The sequence below is a fragment of the Saccharopolyspora sp. NPDC000995 genome (assembly GCF_053599315.1).
Window position 1 is genome coordinate 1 of record NZ_JBSFLZ010000108.1, and the last position, 24,854, is coordinate 24,854.

The following is a 24,854-nucleotide window of genomic DNA, read 5'->3' on the forward strand; positions in this document are numbered from 1 at the left end:
CCGAGGTTAACAAGCGCACGCAATCCGGCATGACCAACCCCAACCCCACCTCACACGGGGGGTGTACGACCGGCCGGTCGAACACCCGCGTGCCCACTGCGCTTGCGCATGTTTTCGCAGGTCAACGGCCGCGAGTCCGTCTCGGCGTCGTAACCCCCGAACGGACTCGCGGCTGAGGTTGGCGCCACCTGCGGAACCAGACCGGAATCGGCCCGAGTTTCGCCGGTGGTGTCCGCGGGCAACTCCGGTGGCATGAACCATCTGACCTTCCGCTTCGAGTTGGCGCAGCAGCTGCGGATCGACTCCGTGCGCGCCAGCAGCGCCGCCGGCTCCGGACACCCCACGTCGTCCATGTCCGCCGCCGACGTGATGGCCGCGCTGCTGGACGGCCACCTGCGACTGGATTTCACAAAGCCGCACGATCCGCGCAACGACCACCTGATCTTTTCCAAGGGCCACGCCTCGCCGCTGTACTACTCGTGCCTGAAGGCGGTCGGCGCGATCGACGACGCCGAGCTGCTCACCTTCCGCAAGTTCGGCAGCCGCCTGGAGGGCCACCCGACGCCGCTGCTGCCCTGGGTCGACGTCGCGACCGGCTCGCTCGGGCAGGGGGTTCCGATCGGGGTGGGCCTGGCCCTCGCGGCGCAGCGGCTGGACCGGCTGCCGTACCGGGTGTGGGTGCTCTGCGGCGACAGCGAGATGGCCGAGGGTTCGGTCTGGGAAGCGCTGGAGCACGCCGGGCACGAGCAGCTGGACAACCTCATCGCGCTGATCGACGTCAACCGGCTTGGCCAGACCGGGCAGACGATGCACGGCTGGGACCTCGACGCCTACGCCGCCCGGGCGATCGCGGCCGGGTGGCGAACCATTGAGATCGACGGCCACGATCCGGGGCAGATCGAAGAGGCGCTAAAGGATGCCGAGGTCGGTGACGGGCGACCGGTCGCCGTGCTGGCGGCCACCAAGAAGGGCAAGGGCGTCGCCGAGGTCGAGGACAAGCCGGGCTTCCACGGCAAGCCGCTGGTGCACCCCGACGAGGCGATCCGCGAGCTCGGCGGCATCCGCGACCTGCGGGTCAACTACGCCAAGCCGACCAGCGACGAGACGCCCCACGTCTTCCCGGTGACCGGCGGCGGGCTGCCCGCATTCGAGCTCGGCACCGAGGTCGCCACCCGCAAGGCCTACGGCGAGGCGCTGCGCGCCCTCGGCGATCGACGCGGCGACGTGGTGGCGATGGACGGCGAGGTGTCGAACTCGACGTTCGCGGAGCTGTTCCGCGATGCCCACCCGGACCGCTACTTCGAGATGTACATCGCCGAGCAGCAGCTGATCTCCGCGGCGATCGGCATGCAGGTGCGCGGCTGGGTGCCGTTCGCCTCGACGTTCGCCGCGTTCCTCACGCGCGCCTACGACTTCATCCGGATGGCCGCGGTGAGCCGGGCGAACCTGCGCCTGATGGGCTCGCACGCGGGAGTGTCCATCGGCGAGGACGGGCCATCGCAGATGGCGCTGGAGGACCTCGCGGCGTTCCGCGCGGTACACGGCAGCGCGGTGCTCTACCCGTGCGACGCCAACCAAACCGTGCGGCTGGTCGAGGAGATGGCGGACCGGAGCGGGATCAGCTACGTGCGGACCACCCGCGGCGCCACGCGGGTGATCTACGAGCCGGGTGAGGACTTCCCCATCGGCGGCTCGCGGGTGGTGCGCGACGGCGACGACGTCACGCTCGTCGGCGCGGGCATCACCCTGCACGAGGCGCTCAGCGCGGCGGAAACGCTTGCCCGGGAAGGAATCCAGGCCCGCGTCATCGACCTGTACTCGATCAAACCGGTGGACACCGAGGCGCTGCGCCGGGCCGCCGCCGAGACCGGCGGGCTGATCACCGCCGAGGACCACTGGCCGGAGGGCGGCCTCGGGGAGTCCGTGCTCAGCGCCCTGGCGGGCACCGGCGCCCCGGTGCGCGTGCTGGCGGTGCGCGGCATGCCCGGTTCCGGCACCCCGGCCGAGCTATTGGGGCAGGCGGGCATCGACGCATCCGCCATCGCCATCGCGGCCCGGGAGATGGCCGGCACCTGACCACTGTGGATGATCAAGGAGCTCTTGCGGGCCCCCGACGCCATGGAGATCAGCGCGGCGGACCCGGCGAGCGTTGCCAGCACCGCGAACACGCCGAGTAGCCGCCGACCAGCTCCACCAGCACCGCAGCGCCCCACGGCGACGACGCGATGGCCACCTGGACCGGTGTCGTGCCGAGCTTGCTCGGTCCGAGCGACGTCCGGCCAGTCGCCGCGCAAGCCGAACGCGTGCGCGGGAATCGTGATCAGGCCGAAGACCACCGCGAGCACGACGTAGGTCATCCGCCAGTCCGGGTGTGCGTTTGAGGAAGGCCTCAGCGGCGGCGCGAACACAGGGCTCGCCAGCCCCGCGACGAGGAGTCACGGGCGGTCCGCGCCCGGGCCCCACCACCTCGTCAGGGCGGTGAACGCCGGGCATAGCACTCCGGAGACCGGAAGCTGGCGATGATCCAGGCGGCGAAGTACCAAACCCGGAGGCGACGCCGATCAACGTCGGAAGGGCCAGCACCGAACCCGCCGTCATCATCGGGCGTGGCCCGGCGGTCCAGCCACCGCTCGACCCGTCCACCGGCAAGCGCCGCGAGATCTGACACGTCGAAAACCGTCAGCACGGCGAGCGACCAGCAGCCGGTGGCCGCGCTGATCGTCGGCGCCAGCACGGGGAAGGCGTAGAACAGCACGCCCCCAGCTGGTGATCTCGGTGCCGCACAGCGCCACCAGGACGCCCGCAGGCCCGATTCGGAAAGCGTGCTCACCAGGGCTTTCCGCCATCTCCGCCAGCGGTGTGGGCACCCAACCGCCCCACCCGGAACAGCCGCCCGGTCATCGCGGCACCGCGTGTGCCTGCCACGCGGCATGGGTAGTCGGTTGTCGACACGACCGGCTCGACCGGCGGGAGCGAAGATGCCCGTACCCGACCGCGGAGAACTGCTCAGGTTCCTCTGCCACGTGCACTTCCCCGCCACCAAGCAGGAGATCTACCAGCAGTGCGTCGCCCTGGGCGCGCCGGCGGCGCACCTGGAACGCATCGACAGCCTGCCCGATGGCGTCTTCGTCGAGCCCGACACGGTGCTACAAGCACTCCCGCACGCGACTCCGTGAATCGTCCACATAAGACAACCAGGATCTCATCGGTGCCGTTTCCGACTGGCGTGCCACCAAACGCCGACGACGCCCGCAACGGCGGTCAGGGCCAACGTGATCGAGCTCAGCACCAGCCCGCTCACCAGGCACAACAACGCCAAAAACGCCAACAACGCCACGAGGGCAAGCATCAGGAACAACAGGACCCGGCGTACTCCGCCCCAGCTCCGACCACCGTCGAACCGGTCGAACTTCTCCGCCAGCCAAGAATCACCGGACACCAGCGCGGATTCGATCTCCGCCAACCTGTCCCGCTCGTGCCTGCTCAACATGACGAGCTCCTAGCGACGTTCCCTTCGACCCCAACGAGGTACCCGCCCCCCAATTGCCTCAAGCCCCGGAAGGACCCCCTACAGCCTTGCACGCCGGGGATCGTCACCGTACGCGGCGACCGGGTGATTTTCTTGCACGCACAGCAACATCCGGCGATTACGGAAGGTGGCCCGGGCGATGGCGGGAGGTATGACAATGACCATGCTGCCGCGTCGCGCCCCCTCCGCACCCGTCCGCCGATACCTGCCGCGGGCCGGTGACCGGGAGTGGCCGTCGATGACGATCTGACCACGAGCGCCGCCACCTGAACCAGACAACAAGTGCAGCGAAGGATGATCCGGGCGTCGGTGTGCTCGCAGGTCCTGGCAGGCGTCGGGTTGTCCTCCGGTGCGGTCGTCGGGGCGCTGCTGGCCGAGGACATGCTCGAATCAAAGCGCTGGGCAGGCATCACCAGCGCGCCGTTCACGGTCGGAGCCGCCGGGACATCGCTGCTGATCGGCCAGTTGTCGCAACGCGGCGGCCGCCGCCACGGCCTCGCGTCGGCTATGCCATCGGCGCTCTCGGCGCACTCGGGATCGTGGCCGCGATCCTGCTGGACAACCCCGTTCTGCTGCTGAGCTCGTTCCTGCCCTACGGCGCGCGGGAACGGCGACGAACCTGCAGGCCCGATGCGCGGGCGCCGGCCTGGCGGATCACGCCCGCCGCGGACGCGCGTTGATCCGCTGCTGACCGCGCGAGCACTGGCCGCCACACCCGATTCCGGCCCGGCGCAGCCCGCGGGCACCCCTCGCTCGCTGGATTGGTTATCGGCGCGTCGGCTCTCGTCCTGACCAGGTGGCGATGCTGTCGGTGCTGGAAGCCGGACTCGTCGCGGCGTTAGCCCCGGCGCCGTCCGTCGCCGGGCCGGCCCTCGGGCTGGGACTGCTCGGCCTCGGGCTGGAATCTCGGCTTAGTCGGCGAAACGGCGATGGGTCAGCGACGCCGCGCGGCTGGCGAACCGGGCCCGCGGCAGGGCCGGGTCGACTTGGCAGTCTCGCTGTCCGGCGCGACGGCCGGTCTGACTAGCGGCGGGTGATGGCTTAGACGAGCTACGGCACGCTGGCTATCGTCGGCGGCGTGCCCGCCGTGTGCGTGCTGCCGTTCCCGGTCCGCACCCGTCAGGCCAGCGAGTAGTGCACGACCCCTTCGACCATCTCCTTCATGAGCTTCCCCTGCAGGCTGAGCACATCCAGGTGGGCGGCGGTTTCCAGCACCGCCATCATCTGGTTGAAGGGATCGCCGAGTTCGTCGAAGGTCCGCGCGCGGCGGGTCCAGGTCAACGCCCGAGCCACCTCGTACGCGGTGCTCGTGCCCTTCTCGATGGCGGCGGCGGTCGCGTCCAGTCGGGTGTCGTGATGGTCGAGGAGTTCGTCGACGCGCTGGTGGACGCTGTCGGTGGCCGGCCCGTGCGCGGGCAGCAGCCGCATGTCGGGCATCGCGCGGACGAGCCGCAGCGACGCGAGGTAGTCGCGCAGCGGAACCTCGCTGGGGGTCTGCTCGAAGCCGATGGACGGCGTGATGTGCGGCAGCACGTGGTCGCCGGCGAACATCAGCTCGGCGGCGTCGTCGATGAACACCAGGTGCCCGCGGGTGTGGCCCGGCGTGGCCACGGCGCGTAGGGGCCGGTCGGCGAGGGTGATGTCGGTGGAGTTCCCGATCCACTCGTCGGGTTCTTCCCAGAAGTGCGGGCCGCGCGGGCCGTCCTCGCGGGCGGCCACGACCGCGTCGCGCACCGGCTTCGCGCCGCATTCGGTGAGCAGCTCGATCTGCTTGGCCAGCGGCTTGTGCTCCGGGTCCATCAGGGTGCGGATGGTGTGCTGCTCGTCCTCGCCAAGCAGCACCTTGGAGCCGTACTCGCGCCGCAGCGCCACGGCCTGGGTGTAGTGGTCGCGGTGCGCGTGGGTGACCAGGAAGCGGCTGATGTCGCCAAGTCCGGCGCCTATCCCGCGCAACGCGGCGGCGAGTTGTTCGCGCGACTCCTCCAGCGCCCAACCGCCGTCGATGAGGGTCAGCGTGTCGCCGTCGGCGATCGCGTAGACGTTCACTGCGCGCAGGCCGTCGTTGGGAAGGGGCAGCGGGATCCGGTGCACGCCAGGCGCGACTTCGTATGCCCCCGGCTCCATCCATTCGTGCCGCGAATTAGCCATGACCACACCTCCAAAGCGCGCCCAGACCTGGGCGGTCCACCAGGAGTACCACACCCATACCAACCAGTCAGTACGTCGAGGACCACAGCCAAACGCCCGCAACGCCCGGATTCCGGCCCCACCCTGGCCGCCGCCCCCGGCCCCGACCCGGCCGTCGCCGGGGGCGGCGACGCGTGCAAATCGGGCCGAGCTGCGAAATTCGGCCATGCGAAGGGCCCGGCGATCAGCCCCCGGCAAGCCCTCGAACCAGCGCCCGGATCATCCAGAAAGGATGCTTATCGGCGGGGTCGATGGCCAAATCGTGTCGTTCATCACGCATGGTCATTCGACCGCCCCGCAGGTGTCCGGCGGAGTCTGACGTTTCGGCTGATCAGCGGCTCGTTGGCGCTTCCGGTCGCCACAGCAGCTCTTGAGTCCGATGAGTTGTGTCCTTTGCGGGGCGCCTCGCCGTCCTCCAACTCCCGTGGATAGCCGGGCCTGGTGTCTCGCCGGCACTGTCGTGCTGCTGGTCGCCCCGGGCCGGCCCAGCGGATCGGCGAGCGGTTGACCGCCCAACTCGCCGCCCAGGCCCCGCAGGCCGAGCGTGCCACCGCGCGGGACCGACCAGCCGGTCAGCCCGGGCGAGATCGCGCAGGTGGGCGACGAAAACGCTGCTCCGGGTCGGGTTGGCGGGCCTGACCTCGGAGTACGACGAGTCGACGGTATGGCCGGAGGATGCCACCGAGGCCGATCTCGCCGGGGTGCCAGCGCAGCCCGACTCGCTCGAATCGGCGCTGGAGGCACTGGAGGCACTGGAGGCACTGGAGTCCGATGATGTGGTGCGATCGTGGTTCTACCCGAAGCTGCTGGCCACGCAGTTCTCGGTGAAGCGCGACGAACTCGCGCACCTCGACGGACTCGACGACGCGGAACGCACCCGGAGGATCGCGGATGTCTACTGAGGACCTGGCGGCGGTCATCGACGGCCTGCCGCTGGTGGACCACCACGTGCACGGCGCGCTGGCCGGGGAGGTCGACCGGTCGGCGCTGGAAATGCTGCTCACCGAGTCCGACCGGCCGGTGCCGGAATGGATGACGCAGTTCGACTCGCAGCTGGGCTTCGCCATCCGCCGCTGGTGCGCTCCGGAGCTCGGCCTGCCCGCGCACGCTGACGCGGCCGACTACGTGGCGCGGCGGGAGGAGCTCGGCGCCGAGGAGGTCACCCGGCGGCTGCTGGCGGCCAGCGGCATCGGGCACTACCTGGTTGAGACCGGGTACAAGGGCGACGAGATCCTCTCCCCCTGCGAGATGGCGTCGGCCTCCGGCGTCCGGGCCGACCAGGTCGTGCGCCTGGAGGCGGTGCTGGAGGACCTCGCGCGCACCGGGTTGGGCGCCGCCGAGCTGCCGTCGCGGTTCCCGGCGGTGCTCGCGGAGCGCACGGTCGACGCCGTCGGGCTCAAGAGCATCGTCGCCTACCGATATGGCTTCGACTTCGACCCGGAACGCCCGTCGGAGACTGAAGTCGTTGCCTCTGCCGGGAACTGGCTCCGGTCCGGCGCCACCCGGGTGGACGACCCGGTGCTGCTGCGGTTCCTGCTGTGGTCGGGCGTCGACCGGGGACTGCCGTTGCAGCTGCACGCCGGGTACGGCGACCCCGATGTCGAGTTGCACCGCTGCGACCCGCTGCTGCTGACGCGGTTCATCAAGCTCGTCGAGCCCTCCGGGGTCGACCTGATGCTCCTGCACTGCTACCCGTTCCACCGCAACGCCGGATACCTGGCCCAAGTGTTCCCGCACGTGTACTTCGACGTGGGGCTCGGGGTCAACTACAGCGGGGTCCGCTCCTCTGCGGTGGTCGCCGAATCGCTGGAGCTCGCGCCGTTCGCGAAGGTCCTGTTCTCCTCCGACGCCTGGGGGCCGCCGGAGCTGCACCACCTCGGCGCGTCGCTGTGGCGGCGGGGGATGCGCAAGGCCCTGTCGGGGTGGGTCGAGGCCGACGAGTGGTCCGAGGAGGACGCGATCCGGGTGGTCCGCATGATCGGCCAGGACAACGCGCGCCGCGTCTACCGCCTGGACCAGCGGTGAACCGGTTGCGCGCGGAGCTGGACCGCCAGCTCGGGTCCGCAGTGGACATTCGCCACCAGATCCACGCCCAGCCCTGCGTGTCCGGCAGCGAAGGTCCCACCCTGGAGCTGGCGCTGGCGAACATGCCGGGAACGGTGACCAGGATCGGCGACACCGCCGCAGTCTTGCGGATCGGCGGCGAAGGCCCGGCCGTCGCGGTGCGAGCGGAGCTCGACGCGCTCGCCATCACCGAACGAACCGGAGTCGACTGGGAGTCCCAGCACCCCGGCACGATGCACGCGTGCGGCCATGACGTGCACCTCGCCGCGCTGATCGCACTCGCGCGCGCCGTCGACGCGGTCGGCGGCCCGGCGCCACGGCTCGCGGTACTGCAGCCGCGCGAAGAAACCTATCCGTCCGGGGCGGAGGAGATCGCTGAAAGCGGTGTCCTGCACGCAGAACAGTGCCGTTCGGTGATCGGTGCACATGTGCAGCCGCTGCTGCCTGCGGGGACGGTGTCCTGCACGCCGGGTGTGGTCAACGGCTCGTCAGACGAGTTCACGCTGACCGTACGCGGCGAGGGCGGGCACGCCGCGTACCCGCACCGCACTCGCGACCCCGTGGTGGCGCTCGCGCATGTTCTCGTCGGGTTGCAGAGCATGATCAGTCGGACCGTCGACCCGACGGCCTCAGTCGTGCTGAGCGTGACGACCCTGGTGGCAGGCACGGCCGCGAATGTCGTTCCGGGGCAAGCCGTCGCGCGTGGCACGGTGCGCGCGATGACGACGGCCGACCGCACGGACGTCCACAAGAGACTGGTCGCGGTTGCAGACCTGACGGCCCGCGCGCACGGTTGCTGCGCCGAAGTCGAGTTCGTGCACGGCGAATCGATCCTGGACAACGACGTGGAGCTGGCGAAGGCAACCGCCCCTCTGCTCGGAATGCTGGGGCTCCAGGTCTCCGACGAGCTGCGCTCGGCCGGATCGGATGACTTCTCCTACTTCTGCGAGCTATTCCCGTCCCTGATGATGTTCGTCGGCACCCACGGCGGCACGGAGCAACTGCACTCCCCCACGTTCCTCCCTCCGGACGACCGGATCCGCGACGTCGCCCACGCAATGCTCGCGGGCTACCTCGCCACTGCCTGAATCCTGCGCCCCAGGTCCAGGGCGCTACTCCGCGACGTCGTAGACGAGGTCGTCGACCAGTGCCGCCACCACGGCTGCAACCAGGGCTAGCGCCGGGACCACGGAGTCGAACGGGGATGATGCCTGCACGCTGGCGGGCAGCACGATGTCGGCCGAGCTCACCAACGGCGACAGCCACGGGTCGGTGAACAGGACCAGCGCCGCACCCTCCTGACATACATGTCCAGCGGCGAGGACAGCCGCTCGCCCAGCTCGTCCTTTGAGCGCCAGCCGGAACCCCGGATACCCTACGAAACCCACCTTGCCGGCCAGCCGAAACGCGTTGGCGCGCTGGCCCGGCCCGGGCGGCGAGCCGGGTCACGGGCTCCAGCCCATCCAGCGGGTAGTCGGCCAGCGGGTAGTCGGCAGGCCTTCCGGTCTCCGACAGTGGCGGTGGCTTGCTGCTTCCGCAGCAACTCCACCACACGAGCCCGACCGCTCATCAAAACCCCACCAAGTGCGCAAAACCCGCGCCCCACTGGACTACCCACCGCCCGGGGGGCCACGAAGCGTCCTCATTGGACCGGCACATCCTTGACGGGGTGCGGTTGGACGTTTAAAGTCGCCGGGTTCTGGACACCTGATGTCTTGCTAGGGGGCGGGGTGTCGCTGCCGGAGGAGCTTTCCGAGCGGTTGCTAGCCGCGATCATCGACGGTACCCATCCGCCCGGGGTGGCGCTGCCCTCCGAGTGCGAGTTGGCCGAGCAGTTCCCGGTCAGCCGGTTGACCGTTCGGGAGGCCATCAAGGCTCTCCGGGTGCAGAACGTCGTGCGCATCCAGCGGGGCCGCGGGACCTACGTCAACGCCCCCGCGCAGTGGACCGCGCTGGATCCGATGATCCGGGCCGCGACCTCGCCCGAGTCGAGCCGGGTCGTGTCGGGGAGCCTGATCGACGCCCGCCGGCTACTGGAGGTCGGTGCCGCCGAGCTCGCCGCCGCAAAGCGGACCGAGGAAGACCTCGTGCAGCTGCGGGAACAGCTGCACGACATGCGCACCGCTGCCGACACCGACGACGTGGAGTTGTTCGTCGCCGCCGACATCGCCTTCCACAACACCGTGATGCAGTCAACTGGCAACGTGTTCATCCCACGGATGTTCAAGCCGTTCGGGCGGTTGCTGATCGAAGACCGGCGGGAGACCTCCGCCGTCCGCGAGATCCGCACCAACGTCATCGAGCACCACGCCGAGATCCTGCGCGCGCTGGAGTCGGGCAACCCGGCGCGGTTCGAGCGACGGGCCGCGCTTGCCCCGGCCGACGAGGCACCCGGCGACGTCACCCGCCACCGCGAAGCCCTCGCCGACCTGTTCACCGAACTCCGCGACCAGGTGCTCGCCGTGCACGGCGCACCGCGGACCCGCGACGCCGCCGACGTGCACGCCGAGCTCGGCGACCCGTCGTGGGTCGAACGGCTCGCCGCGCTGCTGCTCGACCTCGCGCTGCCCCTGGCCGCCTCGGTCGGCAACGACGTCGCGCACGCCCTCGGCGGGGCGTTCCGTGTGGAGTGGGCGCGGGCGTAGCTGGAAACCAACGCCGACCACGCCGCCGACACGATCCTCACCACCATCACCAAGGACGTCCGCGAGGAACTCGCCGACGACACCACCGGCCGCGAGGCGCTGGTCGAGCTGTTCGCCCGGCTGATCGAAACCCGCTCGGGCGAGCTCGCCCGCGGTCGGGTCAACGAGGTCACCAACTTCGCCCGTCACGAGGCAGCTCGCCAATCCGGTGCGACGTCGAAGACGTGGCGCAGCACCGGAACCGAGACCCGGCCGAGTCATGCCGCCGCCGACGGGCAGACCGTCGCGATCGATGAGCAGTTCACCGTCGGCGGGCGGCGGGGCCGCTGGCCACGCGATCACCGGCTCGGCGTCGACGAGGTCGCCGGATGCGACTGCACGGTGACGTTCACATGAGCCCGCGCGAACTCGCTGTGCGGGTGCGGCTGGGCGACTCCGGGCGTGAGCAGGAGCTCGGTCGCCCGTGGACTGCAACTCATACGATGTTCGCGACCGCCGAGGATCTGCGGCGTTTCCTGCGCCGCACGCACGGGTCGATGAACGCAGCGCCTCGCGTGGGCCACGCCCAGTCGATCAGGTGCGCCGTTCCCGAGCCGTCGATCAGCACGTTCGCCGGGTTGTAATCGGTGTGCAGCAGCGTCGAGCGGGTGAGCACCTCAAGCTCGGCCGGGTCGTCGACGTACTTGCGCCACCGCTTCTCGGGCCGCTTGACCTCCGGCAGGTCCGGGCAGGTGATGGCGCCGAGCCGCTGCATCACCTCGACGACGGCCGGAAGGTCCGGCGAACCGGGCCGGTAGTCGGCGTGCCGCCCCTCGACGTACTCGAAGCCGAGCAGATCCCACCCATCGGCCTCGACCCACCACAGCAGGCGCGGAGACACCGCCGTCACGAACGGCGCGATGACCGCTTCGCGCGCCTGCGTCACCACGCCGGGATGATCGGTACGGAGTCCCTTGACGAACACCCGCCCGTCGGCTGTGTGTCGAGCAGAAGCGCGACCGCGGAGTTCTTCCCGGCTGACGCCGTCTGGGCCGACCGCACCGGGCCGGTTCGGGTCTCGATGACGTCGCGAACGTGTGCGGGCAAGTCGTGCCAGTCCACGCGATCAAGCGCCATGCGTTCCGTTCCTCGCTCGTGTGGGGTGTGGGTCGGCGGGCCTTAGCAATAAGCGCCGATCACCCCGTTAGTCGCTGGCACACGAAGCCGCCCCCGGTCCCGCCCGCGTCGTGCTCGCACACGTCACGGAACGGAACCGGGGGCGCCTCGTCCTACGCCGTCGGTTGGCGGTGTCAGTCGGCGGATGCGGCCTCAAGTACTCCACGCACCCGCTCACGCAGATGCGGGTCGGTCAACTCATCGGGTGACAACCACGCTGCGTTGTGTACCTCTTCAGTCTGAAGCGCGCCAACCTCGGCCGTGGTGCGGAAGACAAACCGGAAATCGAAGTGCGGATGCTCCGGTTCCTGCTTGCGATCGTTGGCCGGGATCATATGCATGTCGATGTGGACCGGGTCGACGAACGCCGTAACGACATCGCCGGGATTGATACCGGTTTCCTCACACAGTTCCCGCAGTCCCGCGTCGACGAGGCTGACATCGCCGGGTTCGAGGTGACCGCCGGGCAGCAGCCAGCGGTCGAGCGCCACGTGATGGATGTGTAGAACACGCCCCTCGGCGTTGACCAGGACCGCACCAGCCGTAGCGTGGCCGCGATACTCGTGCCGTGTGGTGACATCCACGTCTTTGGCGAGCAGCTCAGACAGAGGCGCCAGTGATTCAGCGTCCTCGGGATGGGCGTCCAAGTAGGACGAAAGCGTGCGCTGAATGTGGTCGTTCGCAATGGACATCGGATGATCACCTGTTGAAGTAGTCGAGCCAAGTGGACGCAATGACAGCACGGTCGCCTGCGTCTACCTCGTACATGCCCGGTTCCGCGGTGCCGCGAGCTAGCATGGCCGTGGCCGCGAGAATCTCGGCCTGCACGAGGTAAATGAACGGTCCCACGCTGGCACCGTGCAAGAAGTTGACCGCGTTTCCCCTGTTGAGCAGGTAGAAGTAGTGGCCGGTGGTCACGTAGCGGGTGATGTCGTCGCTGATCGGTGTTCGTTCGTAGACCCCAGACAGCCCCGCGAGTTCGAGTTCGTCCTCGCTGCTGGTCACCGTTGCCACGTAAGCGCCGTTGCGCAGCTGCGAAAAGTCCTCGCCGCGCAAAGACATCGACCCGGTGGCGCACAGCACCACACCTGCATCAGCTAGCGCTGATCGGCAGTCCCGAGCCACGACAAACCCCTGCGAGAGAGCTTGGGTTCGGCGCACTGGGTTGATGTCATACACCGTGACGCGAATTCCCTTTGCGTGCAGCAGGCGGGCAATGGAGCTGCCGAGCTTACCGAAGCCGATCACGAGGGCGTTGCGGCCGTGCAGGATGTCGCCGTGGCTGCGCATGAGCGCTTCGGCTGAGAACACCACCGACTGCCCGACGAGGAAATCCTCCGGATCTTTCAGCGGCGACCGGGCGACCGAGATCACCGGACACGGCGTCTTCTCGATGTCGGCGTAGCGCTGGTGACCGTTCTCGGTGTCCTCGACTACGCCGAGGACCTCACCAGAGAACCGGGCGCAGATGTCCGCAAGTACCGGTGCGAAGTAACCCCCGACGTCGAGTAACACGATCCGGTGACCCGCGGCGCGGGATTCGAGATATTCCAACGCGTGATCCGGGTCGTTGAACTTCTCCCGCGACAACGTGTCGCACACCTGGCCGTCGGCCTCGATCTGCCGCAGAGCGGTCTCGTCGATCGATTTCGGTTTGGGAAGAACCGCCCGCAGGTCGGTTACGTGGGCAACGCCGCGTACGAACGCCGGGCGTTCCGGCAACAAATGCGTGATCAGGAAAGCGCTAGGACGATCAGCCACGCGGAAATGTTCGGCGACCCGACTGAAATAGGCTGCTAGATGTGCCCGTTCGTACGTTTCCATGTCACTTCCCTCGTTGTTGGGCGACCTCTTGATTCATTTCAGGGTGGTGCTCGACTCAGATTCGCGACAAGTCTTCGAGCGCGGCGACAAGAACGTCGCGGGACCTCGCGGTACGGGTGAACGCGACTGCGGTCGCGGCGCGGCGTTCAGCGTCGAGCCCTTTCTCGTCAGCTGGTGACGGCGCGGCAGGGCTGGGTTCGGCAGGCACGACGGGAGTGAACCAGTCCCGGCGGGGGCCTCCGAAAATGTCGCCCGACCACGTCAACTTGAGCCCAGCCGCGACGATTCCGCGACAGTGCTTCCCTGTCATCACTGCGATTTCCTTTCGTGTGATCGCGCTTCTCGTGGTCGTTGAACTGGTGTGCCGGGCACCCAGCCGCCCGGCGGCTCGAACGTGCGCCACTGCAGTACGAGGTCAGTTGACGGTTTCGGCGTCGGTAACGGGCTCGGCACTAGCTCGCCGTCTTGCTCTGGTTCCCCGAGGGACGCATCGTCACGCCCGCCTCAACAAGCGCGGTGCGCATCGTCGAGTAAGACACGCGGAATTCACGGGCAAGCTCACGAATCGACGGGCCTTTTCCGTTGTCGTACAAGCGAACGGCGCGATCGAGGGTTTCGCCCGAGATCAAACTCGGCACTGATGATTCCCTTCTGTATGAGCTGGATTCGAAGTGTTTTCGCGGATATGCCGAGGGCGATCTCGACGCATTCGCCACACAGCGGGAATCCGTCGACGGGAGCGCTCAGCGGACCCCACGCGAGGTGACAGCACAGCGTTTGAGCCACGCTGTGGCCGTCGAGCTTGCTTCGGATGGCATCTGGTTCGACCAGGTGCGACGCCTCGTCGCCGATCATCGCGAAGCCGTAGAAGTACGCGCGGCCGAACTTGGTTGCCGGGGGCTCCCGATGTGGCTCACCGACGGGCGGCAGCTTCGCCGCGAGCTTGTCGGGCAGGTCGGGCGCGGGCTCGGCTGCGTCGGCGGCACGGTCGGCACGGTCGAACGCCACCAGCAAGCACGCGACGCACGGCATCCCAACGAAACTGTTGACCTGCTCGGCGTCCGCCGCCGCGAGCCGGTGCCCGCACGGGGCGATCGGGACCGTCGGCGGCGGGCTGTGGAAGTCCAGCGGGTAGGCGTGCACCTCGGACTGCGCGAGGTTCTCGGCGTTGCGGTCACGCGCGAGCATCACCATCGTCATGCCGGTCGCCTCCGCAGTTGGTGCCGTCCGCCGGATTGGTGACCAGCAGCGGACACGGGAACAGGACACGTGCCCGCTGCTGGCATGTCTCGCCGAGCGCGACGGGGGAAACCGCCCGGCGAGCCCCTACGCACCCATGCGGACTCGGGGTGTCGGGCGCGATCGCCACGCGCCCGGACCGCACGGTGCGCGCTGCGCGCTGCGCCGCGCTGCCGCTGCTCGTGCGCGGGGGAAAGGTCGGCGAACTCTTCAACGAGGTCGATCACTGTCGGCGCGTATATCGCGACGTTGCACACCAGCAGGAACAGCCACACCGCGATTTCAGCCACGGCGAGCACCCCCTCGGTGCACCGACCTCTGCAGCCGCGAACGCAGCCCGTTGGCGAGGCCGCGAGCGATCACCCACCAGTCCGACGGGTGTTCAGCGACCGACCCGTGCCGCCGCGGGGCGATCGAGGCGGCTGCGCAGCCGACTGCGACCAGCGCGAGCGGCACCAGCACGGCGAGCCAAACGAGCAGATTCAGATCGGACATGGCTGCCCCCAAGGGTTGAGGCTTCGTGGTCGGGCTATCCCGGCGTCGGGCTCATCGCGATCGACTATGAGCGCTGGGCGATCAGGTCTCGAAACCCTCGAATGCATAGCCGTATGCAGGCAATATGCATCCAATCCATAAATGCAGGCTGCACCCGTCGGGACTCCGATAAACTCCCCGTGACCGGTCCACTACAGGGTGATGTATGGGATTCTGCGAAAGCTGCGGATGCAAGATCGCCAGTGATCACGCGAGCAAGGTGTGCACACCGTGCGCCCGCAAGGTCCCATCCGGCACCCCTGAAGGCCCACCGCCGCCGCCGGCCGGTTTCTGGCAGCGCGACGACGTCCGTGACGCCCTCGCCGAGCAGCACATCGGCAAGGTCATTCGCGCATACAGGCGCGCATTCAGCCCACCGCTCAACCAGGCGGACATGGCCGATTGGCTCGGTGTTGGGCAGAGCCAAGTCAGCCGGATCGAACGAGGTCGGCCAACAACCAACCTCGCTAGGCTCATCCAGTGGGCGCAGGTGCTCAAGGCGCCTGCATCACTTCTGTGGTTCCAGCTACCGGCGGCGGATGCCTCGGATGCATCGCCGCACGCTGAATCAACGCCTAGCCTCGCGCCGTATCAGGACCACGACCGAGGAGACGACGTGCATCGCCGGGATGTTCTGAAACTGGCGGGCGCCGCCGCCATCATGAGCGCCGCGCCCTGGCAGCGGCTCGCCGACACAATCGAACACGGACGTGCGCCGGATTCTTCGGCGATCAGTCTCGTCGAGGACCGCACGACCGAGTTCTTCCACCTGGAAGAGACCACCCCATCGCGCACGATCCTCGCCTCGTTAACGGAGCACGGCGCTACGCTGCGCCGCCTGCTCGAAGCGACCTCCCGTGAGCAAGATCGCCGCCGGTTGCTGTCCGCTGCCGGGGAAACCGAGGCGCTTGCCGGATGGCTCGCGTTCGATCTGTCACGCCCTCGCGAGGCAGTCAGCCGGTACAGGCGGGCGCTTGAGCTTGCTGACGAGGCAGGCGACGGACCGCTGACCGCCTGCACCTTGAACTACTGGTCATACTTGCTCGCCTCGCAAGACAAGTCCGCCGAGGCCGTGCAGCTTCTCGGCGAAGCGGGCGAGTACGTTCGAGGCTCGGCAGCCACAACGCAGGCGTGGGTCGCGGCGCGGCAAGCGGAAGAGGCTGCCCGGATCGGCGACGGTGAAACGGCCGAACGTGCGCTTGAACGTGCTTTCACCGCGTTCGACTACGCCCGCCCGCACCACGAGCGCTCTTGGACAAGCTTCTTCGGCGCGAGCAGGCTTGGCAGCCTCGCCGTTTCGTCGTACGGGCGATTGGGGCACCGCGAGACCGATTCTCTCGCCGGGTTGCTGCTCTCCGCGCTATCGCCGACCGAGACCAAGGTTCGAGCGCTGGTGGTCGCCGACCTTGCCCTTTCGGCTGCAACACGGTCGGACGTCGACCGGGCTGACGAGCTGGCGACCGAAGCTCTGCCGCTTGCTGTCCGAACCGAGGCGAGCCTCGCACAGGATCGGCTGTGGGAACTAACCGAGGTGCTGCCGCAGGACAGCGGACGCGGCACGGCCGAGGCCCTGCGGCAGCGGGTTACGTCGGGGCTGCTCGCGAGTTCTCAGGCTTGAGTTTCCTCGTCGACCCACGACAGGTAGGCATCACTGCCTCCGGTGATCGGCGTCGCGATGATCTCGGGCACATCGTAGGTGTGGTGCTCGTTGATGTGCTTGATCAGCGCGTCGAGCCGCCCGGCCGAAGTCTTGATCTGAAGCTGCCATTCGGGGTCGTCCTGAACGGCGTTCTCCCACCGGTAGAAGCTGCGGATCGGCACCACCTGCACGCAGGCTCCGGCCTTCGCTTCCACGATGCTCCGCGCCAAGGTGGCCGCTGCCTCTTCTGAGTCCGTCGTCGTCACAACCTGCACGTGTTCAGCCATGCGATCAGGGTATCGACCAGGGCGCCCGAGTAGACCGGGCGGAACCGCATCTGCGCCGCCCGGCGCGGCTGCAGGTGCGGGTGCAGGCGGTCCCGCGAGTGTGTGTGCAGGTGTGGGTGCAGGGGTGCGTGAGGTGGCCGGTAAGGGGGGTGTCAGTGCAACGCAGTGATAGGCTAGTGCTACTCGTAACGCCTGGTGAGGGCACTACGAGCAGCATTTCACCTAGTCACCGCGCCACGTGTTCATTAACGCGCGAAATCGCCGCGCCCCACGCGTGCCAGGTGTCGATTTCGCGCGAAATCGCCGCCCAGGAACACACGTGCAACCTCTGACTCAGTCCTTGAGCTCGCAGAGCGCGGTGCCCTGGGACACCGAGTCGCCCGGCTGGGCCGACAGGCCCGTCACCGTGCCCGCTTTGTGGGCCGTGACCGGATTCTCCATCTTCATCGCTTCCAGCACCGCGATCAGGTCGCCCGCCGCGACCTCCTGGCCGTCGGTGACCGCGATCTTCGCGATAGTGCCCTGCATCGGCGCGGTCACCGCGTCGCCGGAGACCGCAGCCCCCGACTTACCCGCGGAACGCTTGCGCGGTTTCGCCTTCGCCGCCGGTGCGGCTGAGGACACGGCCAGCTCCGCCGGCAGCGAGACCTCCAGGCGGCGTCCGCCGACCTCGACAGTGATCGTCTGCCGCGGCTCCGGCTCTTCCGCCTCGACACCGCCGGTGAACGGCTCGATGGTGTTGTCGAACTCCGTCTCGATCCACCGGGTGTGCACGGCGAAACCGTCGGTGCCGACGAACGCCGGGTCGCGGACGATCGCGCGGTGGAACGGCAGCACCGTGGCCATGCCTTCAACGAGCATCTCGTCCAACACCCGCCGCGACCGCTCCAGTGCCTGCTGCCGGTCGGCGCCGGTGACGATCACCTTGGCCAGCAGCGAGTCGAACTGGCCGCCGATCACGCTGCCCGACTCGACCCCGCCGTCCACCCGGACACCCGGTCCGTGCGGCGCGACGAAGCGGGTCACGGTGCCCGGCGCGGGCAAGAAGTTGCGGCCCGCGTCCTCACCGTTGATCCGGAACTCGATCGAGTGGCCACGCGGCTCGGGGTCGGCCGTGATCTGCAGCTTCTCCCCGCAGGCGATGCGGAACTGCTCGCGGACCAGGTCCAGGCCCGTGGTCTCCTCCGAGACCGGGTGCTCGACCTGCAGGCGGGTGTTGACTTCCAGGAACGAGATCGTCCCGTCCAAGCCGACCAGGAACTCCACGGTACCCGCGCCGTAATAGCCAGCCTCGGCGCAGATGGCCCGCGCCGACTCGTGGATGGTGCGGCGCTGCTCGTCGCTGAGGAACGGTGCCGGGGCCTCCTCGACCAGCTTCTGATGCCGCCGCTGCAGCGAGCAGTCACGGGTGCCCACGACCACCACGTTGCGGTGCTGGTCGGCGAGGACCTGCGCCTCGACGTGGCGCGGCCGGTCCAGATAGCGCTCCACGAAGCACTCGCCGCGGCCGAACGCCGTCTCGGCCTCACGCACCGCCGATGCGTACAGCTCGGGGATCTCCTCCAACTTCCGGGCGACCTTCAGGCCCCGACCGCCGCCGCCGAACGCAGCCTTGATGGCCACCGGCAGCCCGTGCTCCTCTGCGAACACGACGACCTCGTCGGCGCCCGACACTGGATCCTTCGTTCCCGGCACCAGCGGTGCCCCGGCGCGGGTCGCGATGTGCCGGGCGGTGACCTTGTCACCGAGGTCCCGGATCGACTGCGGCGACGGCCCGATCCAGATCAGGCCCGCATCGAGCACCGCCTGGGCGAACTCGGCGTTCTCCGACAGGAACCCGTAGCCGGGGTGCACCGCGTCGGCTTCCGCGCGCTTCGCGACGTCGATGATCTTGTCGATGTTCAGGTACGACTCGCCGGGCGTCGAACCGCCCAGCGCGAAGGCCTCGTCGGCCAGCCGCACGAACACCGCGTCGGCGTCGGGCTCGGCGTAGACGGCGACGGAGGCGATGCCCTCGTCCTTGCAGGCGCGGATCACCCGCACCGCGATTTCACCGCGGTTGGCGACCAGGACCTTGCTGATCGGCGTCACGTCCACAATGGTCAACTCCTCATTTCCCGGCGCGACGCCGGACGGCTAGCGAAATCTTGTTGGTGGGCAACGACATCAGCCCGGCAGGGCCGAAGCGCGCCAGGAGTGCGGGCCGGGGCGCAGCGGGCGGCGGCCCGCCGGGTGCCGCAGCGCGGCGGCCGGGTCTCCCCACAGCGACATCGGCCGTTGCTTCGGCGGTGCCACGGACTTCGCGGCGGCTAGGCCGGTCAGCGCCGCGGTCAGCGCGGCGATCTCGGCGTCGTCGGGATTTCCGCGCACGATGCGCAGCAGTGGTCGCTGGTCCGGCGTCGCGTCGTGGCTCATCGGGCACCTCCTCGCGGGTGGGACGACGTCACAGCGGGATGTTGCCGTGCTTCTTCGCGGGCAGACTGGCGCGCTTGTCGCGGAGCATCCGCAGCGACCGCGCCACGTACCCACGGGTGTAGGACGGCGGGATCACCGAGTCGACGTAGCCGCGCTCGGCGGCCACGTACGGGTTGCAGAGCGTGTCTTCGTACTCCTGCTGCAACTGCGCGCGCACGGCTTCGACGTCCTCGCCGTTGTCCGCCGCCTCCGCCAGCTGCCGCCGGTACAGAATGTTCACCGCGCCCTGCGCACCCATCACTGCGATCTGCGCGGTCGGCCACGCCAGGTTGACGTCGGCCCCCAGGTGCTTCGAACCCATCACGTCGTAGGCTCCGCCGTAAGCCTTGCGGGTGATCACGGTGACCAGGGGGACGGTCGCCTCGGCGTAGGCGTACAGCAGCTTCGCGCCGCGCCGGATGATGCCGTTCCACTCCTGGTCGGTGCCCGGTAGGAAGCCCGGCACGTCCACGAAGGTCAGCACCGGGATGTTGAAGGCGTCGCAGGTGCGCACGAACCTCGCGGCCTTCTCGCTGGCGTCGATGTCCAGGATGCCGGCGAACTGGGTGGGCTGGTTGGCCACCACACCCACCGAACGGCCCTCGATGCGCCCGTAGCCGGTGATGATGTTCGGCGCGAACAGCGCCCCGACCTCTAGGAACTCCTCGTCGTCCACGACGCGGGAGACGACCTCGTGCATGTCGTAAGGCTGGTTCGGCGAGTCCGGGACCAGCGCGTCCAGCTCGCGGTCCGCGTCTGTGATCGACTCGGCGACCGAGCCGGCGTCGGTGTCGGTGCCCTCGAACACCGGCGCCTCGGCCAGGTTGTTGCTGGGCAGGAACGACAGCAGCTCCTTGACGTAGGCGATGGCGTCCGACTCGTCGGTGGCCAGGTAGTGCGCGTTGCCGGAGCGCGAGTTGTGGGTGCGCGCGCCGCCGAGCTCCTCGAAGGTCACATCCTCGCCGGTGACCGTCTTGATCACGTCCGGGCCGGTGATGAACATGTGCGAGGTCTGGTCGACCATCACGGTGAAGTCGGTGATCGCCGGGGAGTACACCGCGCCGCCCGCGCACGGGCCCATGATCAGCGAGATCTGCGGGATGACGCCGGAGGCGTGGGTGTTGCGCTTGAAGATCTCGGCGTACAGGCCGAGCGCGGCGACGCCCTCCTGGATGCGCGCGCCGCCGGAATCGTTGATGCCGATCAGCGGGCAGCCGGTCTTCAGCGCCAGGTCCATGACCTTGACGATCTTCTCGCCGAACACCTCGCCCAACGACCCGCCGAAGACGGTGAAGTCCTGGGAGAACACGCATACCTTGCGGCCGTCGACGGTGCCGTAGCCAGTCACCACGCCGTCGCCGTAGGGGCGGTTCGCGTCCATGCCGAAGTTCGTGGAGCGGTGGCGCGCGTGCTCGTCGAGCTCCACGAACGAACCCGGGTCCAGCAGCATGTCGATGCGTTCGCGGGCGGTGTTCTTGCCCTTCGCGTGCTGCTTGGCCACCGCGCGCGCCGAGCCGGCGTGCACCGCCTCGTCATTGCGCCGGTACAGATCCGCCAGCTTGCCGGCGGTCGTGTGGATGTCCGGCACGTCAACCGGCGGCTGACCGACCGGCTCCGTCGCGCTGCTCATGCAACCCACCCGTCCTCGTTACCTGCTCAGCTCCAGTGTCGGCCGCGCACCCGCGGGGTTCCAGGCTCGGACGCGGCACGCGGCGGCGCACGAGGCCAACTGGTCACTCGAGCGCTGGGCGCGCACGCGGGAGCAGGACCAACTCTTCGCGGAGAGTAGTTCGGCCCGCCCTACGAAGTCAATCTCGAAGTGAGCAACCCCTAGTCCACCCCCGACCCACACAAACCTGCCTCCTGCAGGGATGACACTTAAGTGAATAGCCGGTAGCAGGCCAACGATGGTTGATCACACGGCCGACGCTGGCGTGTCCAGCATCAGCGCCGACCCGATCCGCGACAGCGCATCGACGTCGCGCACCGAGCCGGTGCGAGCCATGTCGTTGGCCGCCGTCAACGCCGCCTGCACCAGGATCCGGGAACGCACCGGGTCGAGCTCCGGCCGCGCCTCGCACAGCAGGCCGACCCACTCGGCCACGTAGGCGTGCTGGGTCTGCCGCGCCCGGTGCCGCTCCGCGTCCGGCAGGTGGTTGACCTCGCTGACCAGGATGTCGATGAACCGGCCGTGGTCGAAGGCGAACGTGATGTAGGAGCGCAGCAGCTCGCGCAGCGCGTCGTCGGCGGCCGGGGTGTTGGCCAGAATCCGTTCGAGCTCGACCTCCAGCCACGCGTTGCCGCGGGTGATCACGGTGCCGAGCAGTTCCTGCTTGCTGGCGAAGTAGTTGTACAGACTGGGCCCGGCGATGCCCGCCGCCGCGCCGACGTCCTCGGTCGTCACCTTGGTGTAGCCGGCGTCGGAGAACAGCCGCATCGCCGCGGACAGCAGCAGCCGACGCCGGGAGGCACGCCCCGCGAAGCGGGCAGACCGCTGCTCGGAGTCGGTCGCGCGGTGGTCGGCGAACCGCTGTGGCGGGTGCGTCCCGATGACCACCACCATGGCCCGCAGCAGCTGCTCGAACTCACGCCGGGGCAGGTCCACCTGGTGGTAGGACGGGCTGGTCAGGACGCTGAACATGCACCATGCACGGAACCGGGCGTCCTCGCCGGTCAGCTCATGCCGGAAGGCGCGCGCCACCTTGGCGAGCCCGCTGGCGACGCCGCGCAGCTCCTCACGCAGCACGTCGCGCTGCTCCTCCGGCAGGTGCCGGGCTTCGCGCTGCCACAGGACGCCCAGCTGGCGGTGGTCCAGCGCGGCGGCGGCGAGCTGCGCGACCACCTCGTCGAGGTCCCGGTCGGCCACCTGCGCGGCGATCGAGCTGAACGGGTGGAGCTCGTCGAGCACCACCCTGATGAGCAACTGCTGCTTGCCCGCGAAGTGCCGGTACAGCGCCGACGACCCAACCCCGACTGCCTCGGCGATGTCGCTCACCCCGACCTGCGCGTAGCCGAGCCGATAGAACAGGTCCGCGGCCGCCGCGGTGATCAGCGCCCGGCGGTTGCGGGGGCGCGTGTTGCGAGCAGGTGGGTTGGTCACCTCAGCCATCGCCGCCTCCCCTTTTCGCCAAGCACAGCGAGCATACTTGCGCACCGCGTTCGGCCGGCGTCAGCGCTGCATGCCGGAGCACACTCCACTGGAGATCACCGGCGAAACCACCGCCCGGCAACGGTTTTCCACCGCTGCGGCGGCGCGCTCACGCGGGTCAGGTGGCCATGACCAACCAGCCGGGCGTGCTCGGCACGAGGAACCGGACTGCTCCAACGCGGTCAATGATTCCGCTGCCGCCTCCCTCGCCCCAACCGACGGTGACGTCATCGGCGTCGTCCAGCCAGAACCGCATCGGCCCCCAGCTGAAGGTGAACTCGGGGCCGTCGGCCGCGCCCTCGCCCAGGACCATCTCGGTCTCAACCGACCGCAGCGCGACGTCCGCGATGCCGGGTTCGGTCAGAACCTCGCGATCCGCTCGGGATCGGTGACCGTGGCCGGCCCCGGTGCGGTGTCCTTGCAACCGAGCCTGTCGTCGCGCGCTCAAAGCTCTCTCGCGACGGTGCCGGTCGCGAAGGTGGGCCAAGGCGGCTGCGCTGCTTGCGGCAGCCCCGAGCCACCGCCCTGCCAGCATCGCGGCTGCGGCTCGACCAGGATGAAAAAGGTTCAACAGAAATTGCGGACAACGCGGTGACGCCGCGGGATTCTGGACCGAGTCCGCGCTCCGCGCTTTCCAGATCACCAACGCCAGCGGGTGAGCGCGGCTAGCTCCTCGGGGGAGGTCTCGGCAAATCGCTCCGCCTCGGCTCGGCGAACCGTGAGCATCGCGTCTTGCAGTTCCTTGCCCAGAGCATCCGTCAGCACCGCCGACACCTCCAGCGCATCGGCCGCTTCCGCCACGTTCGTGGGCAGCCGGTTGATTCCCGCCGCAGCGCGTTCGTCGCCGGACAGAGCCGCCGGGTCGCCGGTGATCTCCGCGGGCAGCCGCAGTTCCTCGCGCACGCCCGCGAGCCCCGCCGCCAGCACCGCGCCGACCGCCAAGTACGGATTCGCGGTGGCGTCGAAGCACTTCACCTCGGCGTTGGCGGCCCACTGCTCGGTGCCGATCGTGCCGGTGATCAGCCGCACCGCTGCCTCCCGCGTCTCCCTGCCCCACACCTGCCACACCCCGGCCCAGCGGGACGGCTCCAGCCGCAGGAAGCTCGCCGGGTTGCCGCCGCCGATCGCCTGCAGCGCGGGAAGTTCCCGCAGCACACCGGCCAGGAACGCCTCCCCGGGAGGCCGCAGGCCGTAGCGCCCCGGGCCGTCCGCGAGAAGGTTCCCGTCTGCACCATGCACGGACAGGTGCAGATGTGCGCCGGAGCCCGCACCGCCGGGCACCAGGCAGGGCGCGAAACTTGCGCGCCAGCCGTGGCGGCGCGAGACCGTGCGCACGGTGTGCCGCACGAGCAGGGCGTCGTCGGCGGCACCGAGCGGGTCCTTGGCTGCCACCGACAACTCGACTTGGCCGAGCGCGTATTCGGGGTGGAATTGCTGCACGTCGAGGCCTTGCTCGCGCAGCGCGGCTACCAGTTCGAGCGCGTAATCGGCCGTCGCTTCCAGACGCGCCTGGCCGTAGCCGGGACCGGTGAAGGCCGGGACGAACTCCTCTGCGTCGGGTGCGCCCAGCACCCATTCGTGCTCGAAAGCGGCGAGGGCGGTCAGTCCGGCATCCGCGGCGGCCCGCACCTGGCGAGCCGCGAACGCCCGCTGGCAGGCGACAAACGGATTCCCGTCCTGGCCGAACTTGTCTGCGGGCGTCCAAGCCCAGCCCGGTTGCGCCGCCAGCCGCACCAGCCGGTCGAGGTCGGGCACCAGCCGAAGGTCGCCGTCCGGTCCGCCGAGGTAGCGGCCCCGGACCATCGCGTCGTCGAAGGTGAAAGTCTCGAAGCACGGCGAGGCCCCAACGCCGTACCGCGCCGCGGCGGCCAGCCGGTCCAGCGGAACCGCCTTGACCCGGACGATCCCGGCGTTGTCCACAAAGGATATCTCGACCATCTCGACGCCCTCGCCGCGCAACCTCTCGACGTCACTGGCCAACCCCGCCCGCTCGTCCCCCGGAATCCGCTCGCTCATGCTCGCCACGTTATCCGGCGGTGCAAGCAAAAGGGCACCGCAGACGAGCCTTTCGGCCGCACCCCTCGTTCGGGTGAAGTGTGAAGGGCGCCTTGCTGCCAGACGAACCTGCTGTCGAGCGTGCCGAACCACG

26 protein-coding genes and 1 pseudogene are annotated in these 24,854 nt (G+C 69.0%); 9 read left to right on the forward strand and 18 right to left on the reverse strand.

All coding sequences use genetic code 11. The features are described from left to right. Positions 1 to 252 precede the first annotated feature (252 nt). Positions 253 to 2,076, forward strand: coding sequence for a transketolase (locus ACWDKQ_RS27390; RefSeq protein WP_450141643.1), 1,824 nt, complete (start codon positions 253 to 255; stop codon positions 2,074 to 2,076). 394 nt (positions 2,077 to 2,470) lie between these two features. On the opposite strand, the gene ACWDKQ_RS27395 is transcribed toward ACWDKQ_RS27390, so the two are convergent. Beyond that, positions 2,471 to 2,830, reverse strand: a complete 360-nt coding sequence (locus ACWDKQ_RS27395; protein WP_450141644.1) for a hypothetical protein — start codon at positions 2,828 to 2,830, stop codon at positions 2,471 to 2,473. Positions 2,831 to 2,978: 148 nt separating this feature from the next. Between ACWDKQ_RS27395 and ACWDKQ_RS27400 the strand changes: the two genes are divergently transcribed. Then, on the forward strand, positions 2,979 to 3,176 hold the full coding sequence (locus ACWDKQ_RS27400) for a DUF2795 domain-containing protein (protein ID WP_450141645.1): 198 nt from the start codon (positions 2,979 to 2,981) through the stop codon (positions 3,174 to 3,176). A 26-nt stretch (positions 3,177 to 3,202) separates the two neighbouring features. On the opposite strand, the gene ACWDKQ_RS27405 is transcribed toward ACWDKQ_RS27400, so the two are convergent. Next, positions 3,203 to 3,490: a DUF3040 domain-containing protein gene (locus tag ACWDKQ_RS27405; RefSeq protein WP_450141646.1), complete on the reverse strand. Its 288-nt coding sequence runs from the start codon at positions 3,488 to 3,490 to the stop codon at positions 3,203 to 3,205. A gap of 333 nt (positions 3,491 to 3,823) precedes the next feature. Between ACWDKQ_RS27405 and ACWDKQ_RS27410 the strand changes: the two genes are divergently transcribed. Continuing rightward, entirely contained in the window at positions 3,824 to 4,108 is a 285-nt protein-coding gene (locus ACWDKQ_RS27410) for a hypothetical protein (RefSeq protein WP_450141647.1), read from the forward strand. A 540-nt stretch (positions 4,109 to 4,648) separates the two neighbouring features. On the opposite strand, the gene ACWDKQ_RS27415 is transcribed toward ACWDKQ_RS27410, so the two are convergent. Further along, positions 4,649 to 5,677 (reverse strand): MBL fold metallo-hydrolase, encoded by a 1,029-nt coding sequence (locus tag ACWDKQ_RS27415; RefSeq protein ID WP_450141648.1) that lies wholly within the window; start codon positions 5,675 to 5,677, stop codon positions 4,649 to 4,651. A 665-nt stretch (positions 5,678 to 6,342) separates the two neighbouring features. Between ACWDKQ_RS27415 and ACWDKQ_RS27420 the strand changes: the two genes are divergently transcribed. Genes ACWDKQ_RS27420 through ACWDKQ_RS27430 form a run of 3 tightly spaced genes read left to right on the forward strand, consistent with a single transcriptional unit; the run spans position 6,343 to position 8,868 of the window. Then, positions 6,343 to 6,618 (forward strand): hypothetical protein, encoded by a 276-nt coding sequence (locus tag ACWDKQ_RS27420; RefSeq protein ID WP_450141649.1) that lies wholly within the window; start codon positions 6,343 to 6,345, stop codon positions 6,616 to 6,618. Continuing rightward, entirely contained in the window at positions 6,608 to 7,741 is a 1,134-nt protein-coding gene (locus ACWDKQ_RS27425) for an amidohydrolase family protein (RefSeq protein WP_450141650.1), read from the forward strand. Before ACWDKQ_RS27420 ends, ACWDKQ_RS27425 begins: the two co-directional genes overlap by 11 nt. Beyond that, a complete protein-coding gene (locus ACWDKQ_RS27430; RefSeq protein WP_450141651.1) occupies positions 7,738 to 8,868 on the forward strand; it encodes a M20 metallopeptidase family protein in 1,131 nt (376 codons plus the stop codon). Before ACWDKQ_RS27425 ends, ACWDKQ_RS27430 begins: the two co-directional genes overlap by 4 nt. Before the next feature lie 24 nt (positions 8,869 to 8,892). Here the strand turns inward: ACWDKQ_RS27430 and ACWDKQ_RS27435 are convergent, their stop codons facing one another. Beyond that, positions 8,893 to 9,168 carry a hypothetical protein gene (locus tag ACWDKQ_RS27435; protein WP_450141652.1) on the reverse strand — a complete coding sequence of 92 codons (276 nt, stop codon included), beginning with the start codon at positions 9,166 to 9,168 and terminating at the stop codon, positions 8,893 to 8,895. A gap of 342 nt (positions 9,169 to 9,510) precedes the next feature. Here ACWDKQ_RS27435 and ACWDKQ_RS27440 point away from each other — a divergent pair, with 342 nt between their 5' ends. Continuing rightward, positions 9,511 to 10,425 carry a FadR/GntR family transcriptional regulator gene (locus ACWDKQ_RS27440; protein ID WP_450141653.1) on the forward strand — a complete coding sequence of 305 codons (915 nt, stop codon included), beginning with the start codon at positions 9,511 to 9,513 and terminating at the stop codon, positions 10,423 to 10,425. 475 nt (positions 10,426 to 10,900) lie between these two features. Here ACWDKQ_RS27440 and ACWDKQ_RS27445 read toward each other — a convergent pair whose 3' ends face one another. The 7 genes from ACWDKQ_RS27445 to ACWDKQ_RS27475 all read right to left on the reverse strand — a co-directional run bounded on the left by ACWDKQ_RS27445 (position 10,901) and on the right by ACWDKQ_RS27475 (position 15,138). Continuing rightward, a complete protein-coding gene (locus ACWDKQ_RS27445; RefSeq protein ID WP_450141654.1) occupies positions 10,901 to 11,389 on the reverse strand; it encodes a phosphotransferase family protein in 489 nt (162 codons plus the stop codon). A 325-nt stretch (positions 11,390 to 11,714) separates the two neighbouring features. Further along, positions 11,715 to 12,272: an NUDIX hydrolase gene (locus tag ACWDKQ_RS27450; RefSeq protein ID WP_450141655.1), complete on the reverse strand. Its 558-nt coding sequence runs from the start codon at positions 12,270 to 12,272 to the stop codon at positions 11,715 to 11,717. Between the two features lie 7 nt (positions 12,273 to 12,279). After that, positions 12,280 to 13,341 carry an adenosylhomocysteinase gene (locus ACWDKQ_RS27455; RefSeq protein ID WP_450141656.1) on the reverse strand — a complete coding sequence of 354 codons (1,062 nt, stop codon included), beginning with the start codon at positions 13,339 to 13,341 and terminating at the stop codon, positions 12,280 to 12,282. Between the two features lie 515 nt (positions 13,342 to 13,856). After that, entirely contained in the window at positions 13,857 to 14,042 is a 186-nt protein-coding gene (locus tag ACWDKQ_RS27460; protein ID WP_450141657.1) for a helix-turn-helix domain-containing protein, read from the reverse strand. Then, positions 13,963 to 14,604 carry a hypothetical protein gene (locus tag ACWDKQ_RS27465; protein WP_450141658.1) on the reverse strand — a complete coding sequence of 214 codons (642 nt, stop codon included), beginning with the start codon at positions 14,602 to 14,604 and terminating at the stop codon, positions 13,963 to 13,965. Before ACWDKQ_RS27465 ends, ACWDKQ_RS27460 begins: the two co-directional genes overlap by 80 nt. Next, positions 14,601 to 14,933, reverse strand: coding sequence for a hypothetical protein (locus tag ACWDKQ_RS27470; RefSeq protein WP_450141659.1), 333 nt, complete (start codon positions 14,931 to 14,933; stop codon positions 14,601 to 14,603). Before ACWDKQ_RS27470 ends, ACWDKQ_RS27465 begins: the two co-directional genes overlap by 4 nt. Further along, positions 14,926 to 15,138: a hypothetical protein gene (locus tag ACWDKQ_RS27475; RefSeq protein WP_450141660.1), complete on the reverse strand. Its 213-nt coding sequence runs from the start codon at positions 15,136 to 15,138 to the stop codon at positions 14,926 to 14,928. The genes ACWDKQ_RS27470 and ACWDKQ_RS27475 overlap by 8 nt, the downstream gene beginning before the upstream one ends. Positions 15,139 to 15,343: 205 nt before the next feature. On the opposite strand from ACWDKQ_RS27475, the pseudogene ACWDKQ_RS27480 reads away from it, so the two are divergent. Both ACWDKQ_RS27480 and ACWDKQ_RS27485 read left to right on the forward strand, forming a co-directional pair. Beyond that, positions 15,344 to 15,670: pseudogene (locus tag ACWDKQ_RS27480) on the forward strand (helix-turn-helix domain-containing protein); the annotation flags it as partial. A gap of 123 nt (positions 15,671 to 15,793) precedes the next feature. Further along, positions 15,794 to 16,795: a hypothetical protein gene (locus ACWDKQ_RS27485; protein ID WP_450141667.1), complete on the forward strand. Its 1,002-nt coding sequence runs from the start codon at positions 15,794 to 15,796 to the stop codon at positions 16,793 to 16,795. Here ACWDKQ_RS27485 and ACWDKQ_RS27490 read toward each other — a convergent pair. The 7 genes from ACWDKQ_RS27490 to ACWDKQ_RS27520 all read right to left on the reverse strand — a co-directional run bounded on the left by ACWDKQ_RS27490 (position 16,786) and on the right by ACWDKQ_RS27520 (position 24,721). Next, positions 16,786 to 17,103, reverse strand: coding sequence for a divalent cation tolerance protein CutA (locus tag ACWDKQ_RS27490; protein ID WP_433877690.1), 318 nt, complete (start codon positions 17,101 to 17,103; stop codon positions 16,786 to 16,788). The genes ACWDKQ_RS27485 and ACWDKQ_RS27490 overlap by 10 nt on opposite strands. Positions 17,104 to 17,436: 333 nt before the next feature. Next, positions 17,437 to 19,200: an acetyl/propionyl/methylcrotonyl-CoA carboxylase subunit alpha gene (locus ACWDKQ_RS27495; RefSeq protein ID WP_450141666.1), complete on the reverse strand. Its 1,764-nt coding sequence runs from the start codon at positions 19,198 to 19,200 to the stop codon at positions 17,437 to 17,439. A 69-nt stretch (positions 19,201 to 19,269) separates the two neighbouring features. Then, entirely contained in the window at positions 19,270 to 19,518 is a 249-nt protein-coding gene (locus ACWDKQ_RS27500) for an acyl-CoA carboxylase subunit epsilon (RefSeq protein ID WP_450141661.1), read from the reverse strand. 28 nt (positions 19,519 to 19,546) lie between these two features. Continuing rightward, a complete protein-coding gene (locus ACWDKQ_RS27505) occupies positions 19,547 to 21,187 on the reverse strand; it encodes an acyl-CoA carboxylase subunit beta (protein WP_450141662.1) in 1,641 nt (546 codons plus the stop codon). 285 nt (positions 21,188 to 21,472) lie between these two features. Next, positions 21,473 to 22,666 (reverse strand): TetR/AcrR family transcriptional regulator, encoded by a 1,194-nt coding sequence (locus ACWDKQ_RS27510; RefSeq protein ID WP_450141663.1) that lies wholly within the window; start codon positions 22,664 to 22,666, stop codon positions 21,473 to 21,475. A 157-nt stretch (positions 22,667 to 22,823) separates the two neighbouring features. After that, positions 22,824 to 23,153 (reverse strand): hypothetical protein, encoded by a 330-nt coding sequence (locus tag ACWDKQ_RS27515; RefSeq protein ID WP_450141664.1) that lies wholly within the window; start codon positions 23,151 to 23,153, stop codon positions 22,824 to 22,826. A 191-nt stretch (positions 23,154 to 23,344) separates the two neighbouring features. Then, complete coding sequence (locus ACWDKQ_RS27520) at positions 23,345 to 24,721, reverse strand: glutamine synthetase (RefSeq protein ID WP_450141665.1); 1,377 nt, start codon at positions 24,719 to 24,721, stop codon at positions 23,345 to 23,347. Positions 24,722 to 24,854 lie beyond the last annotated feature (133 nt).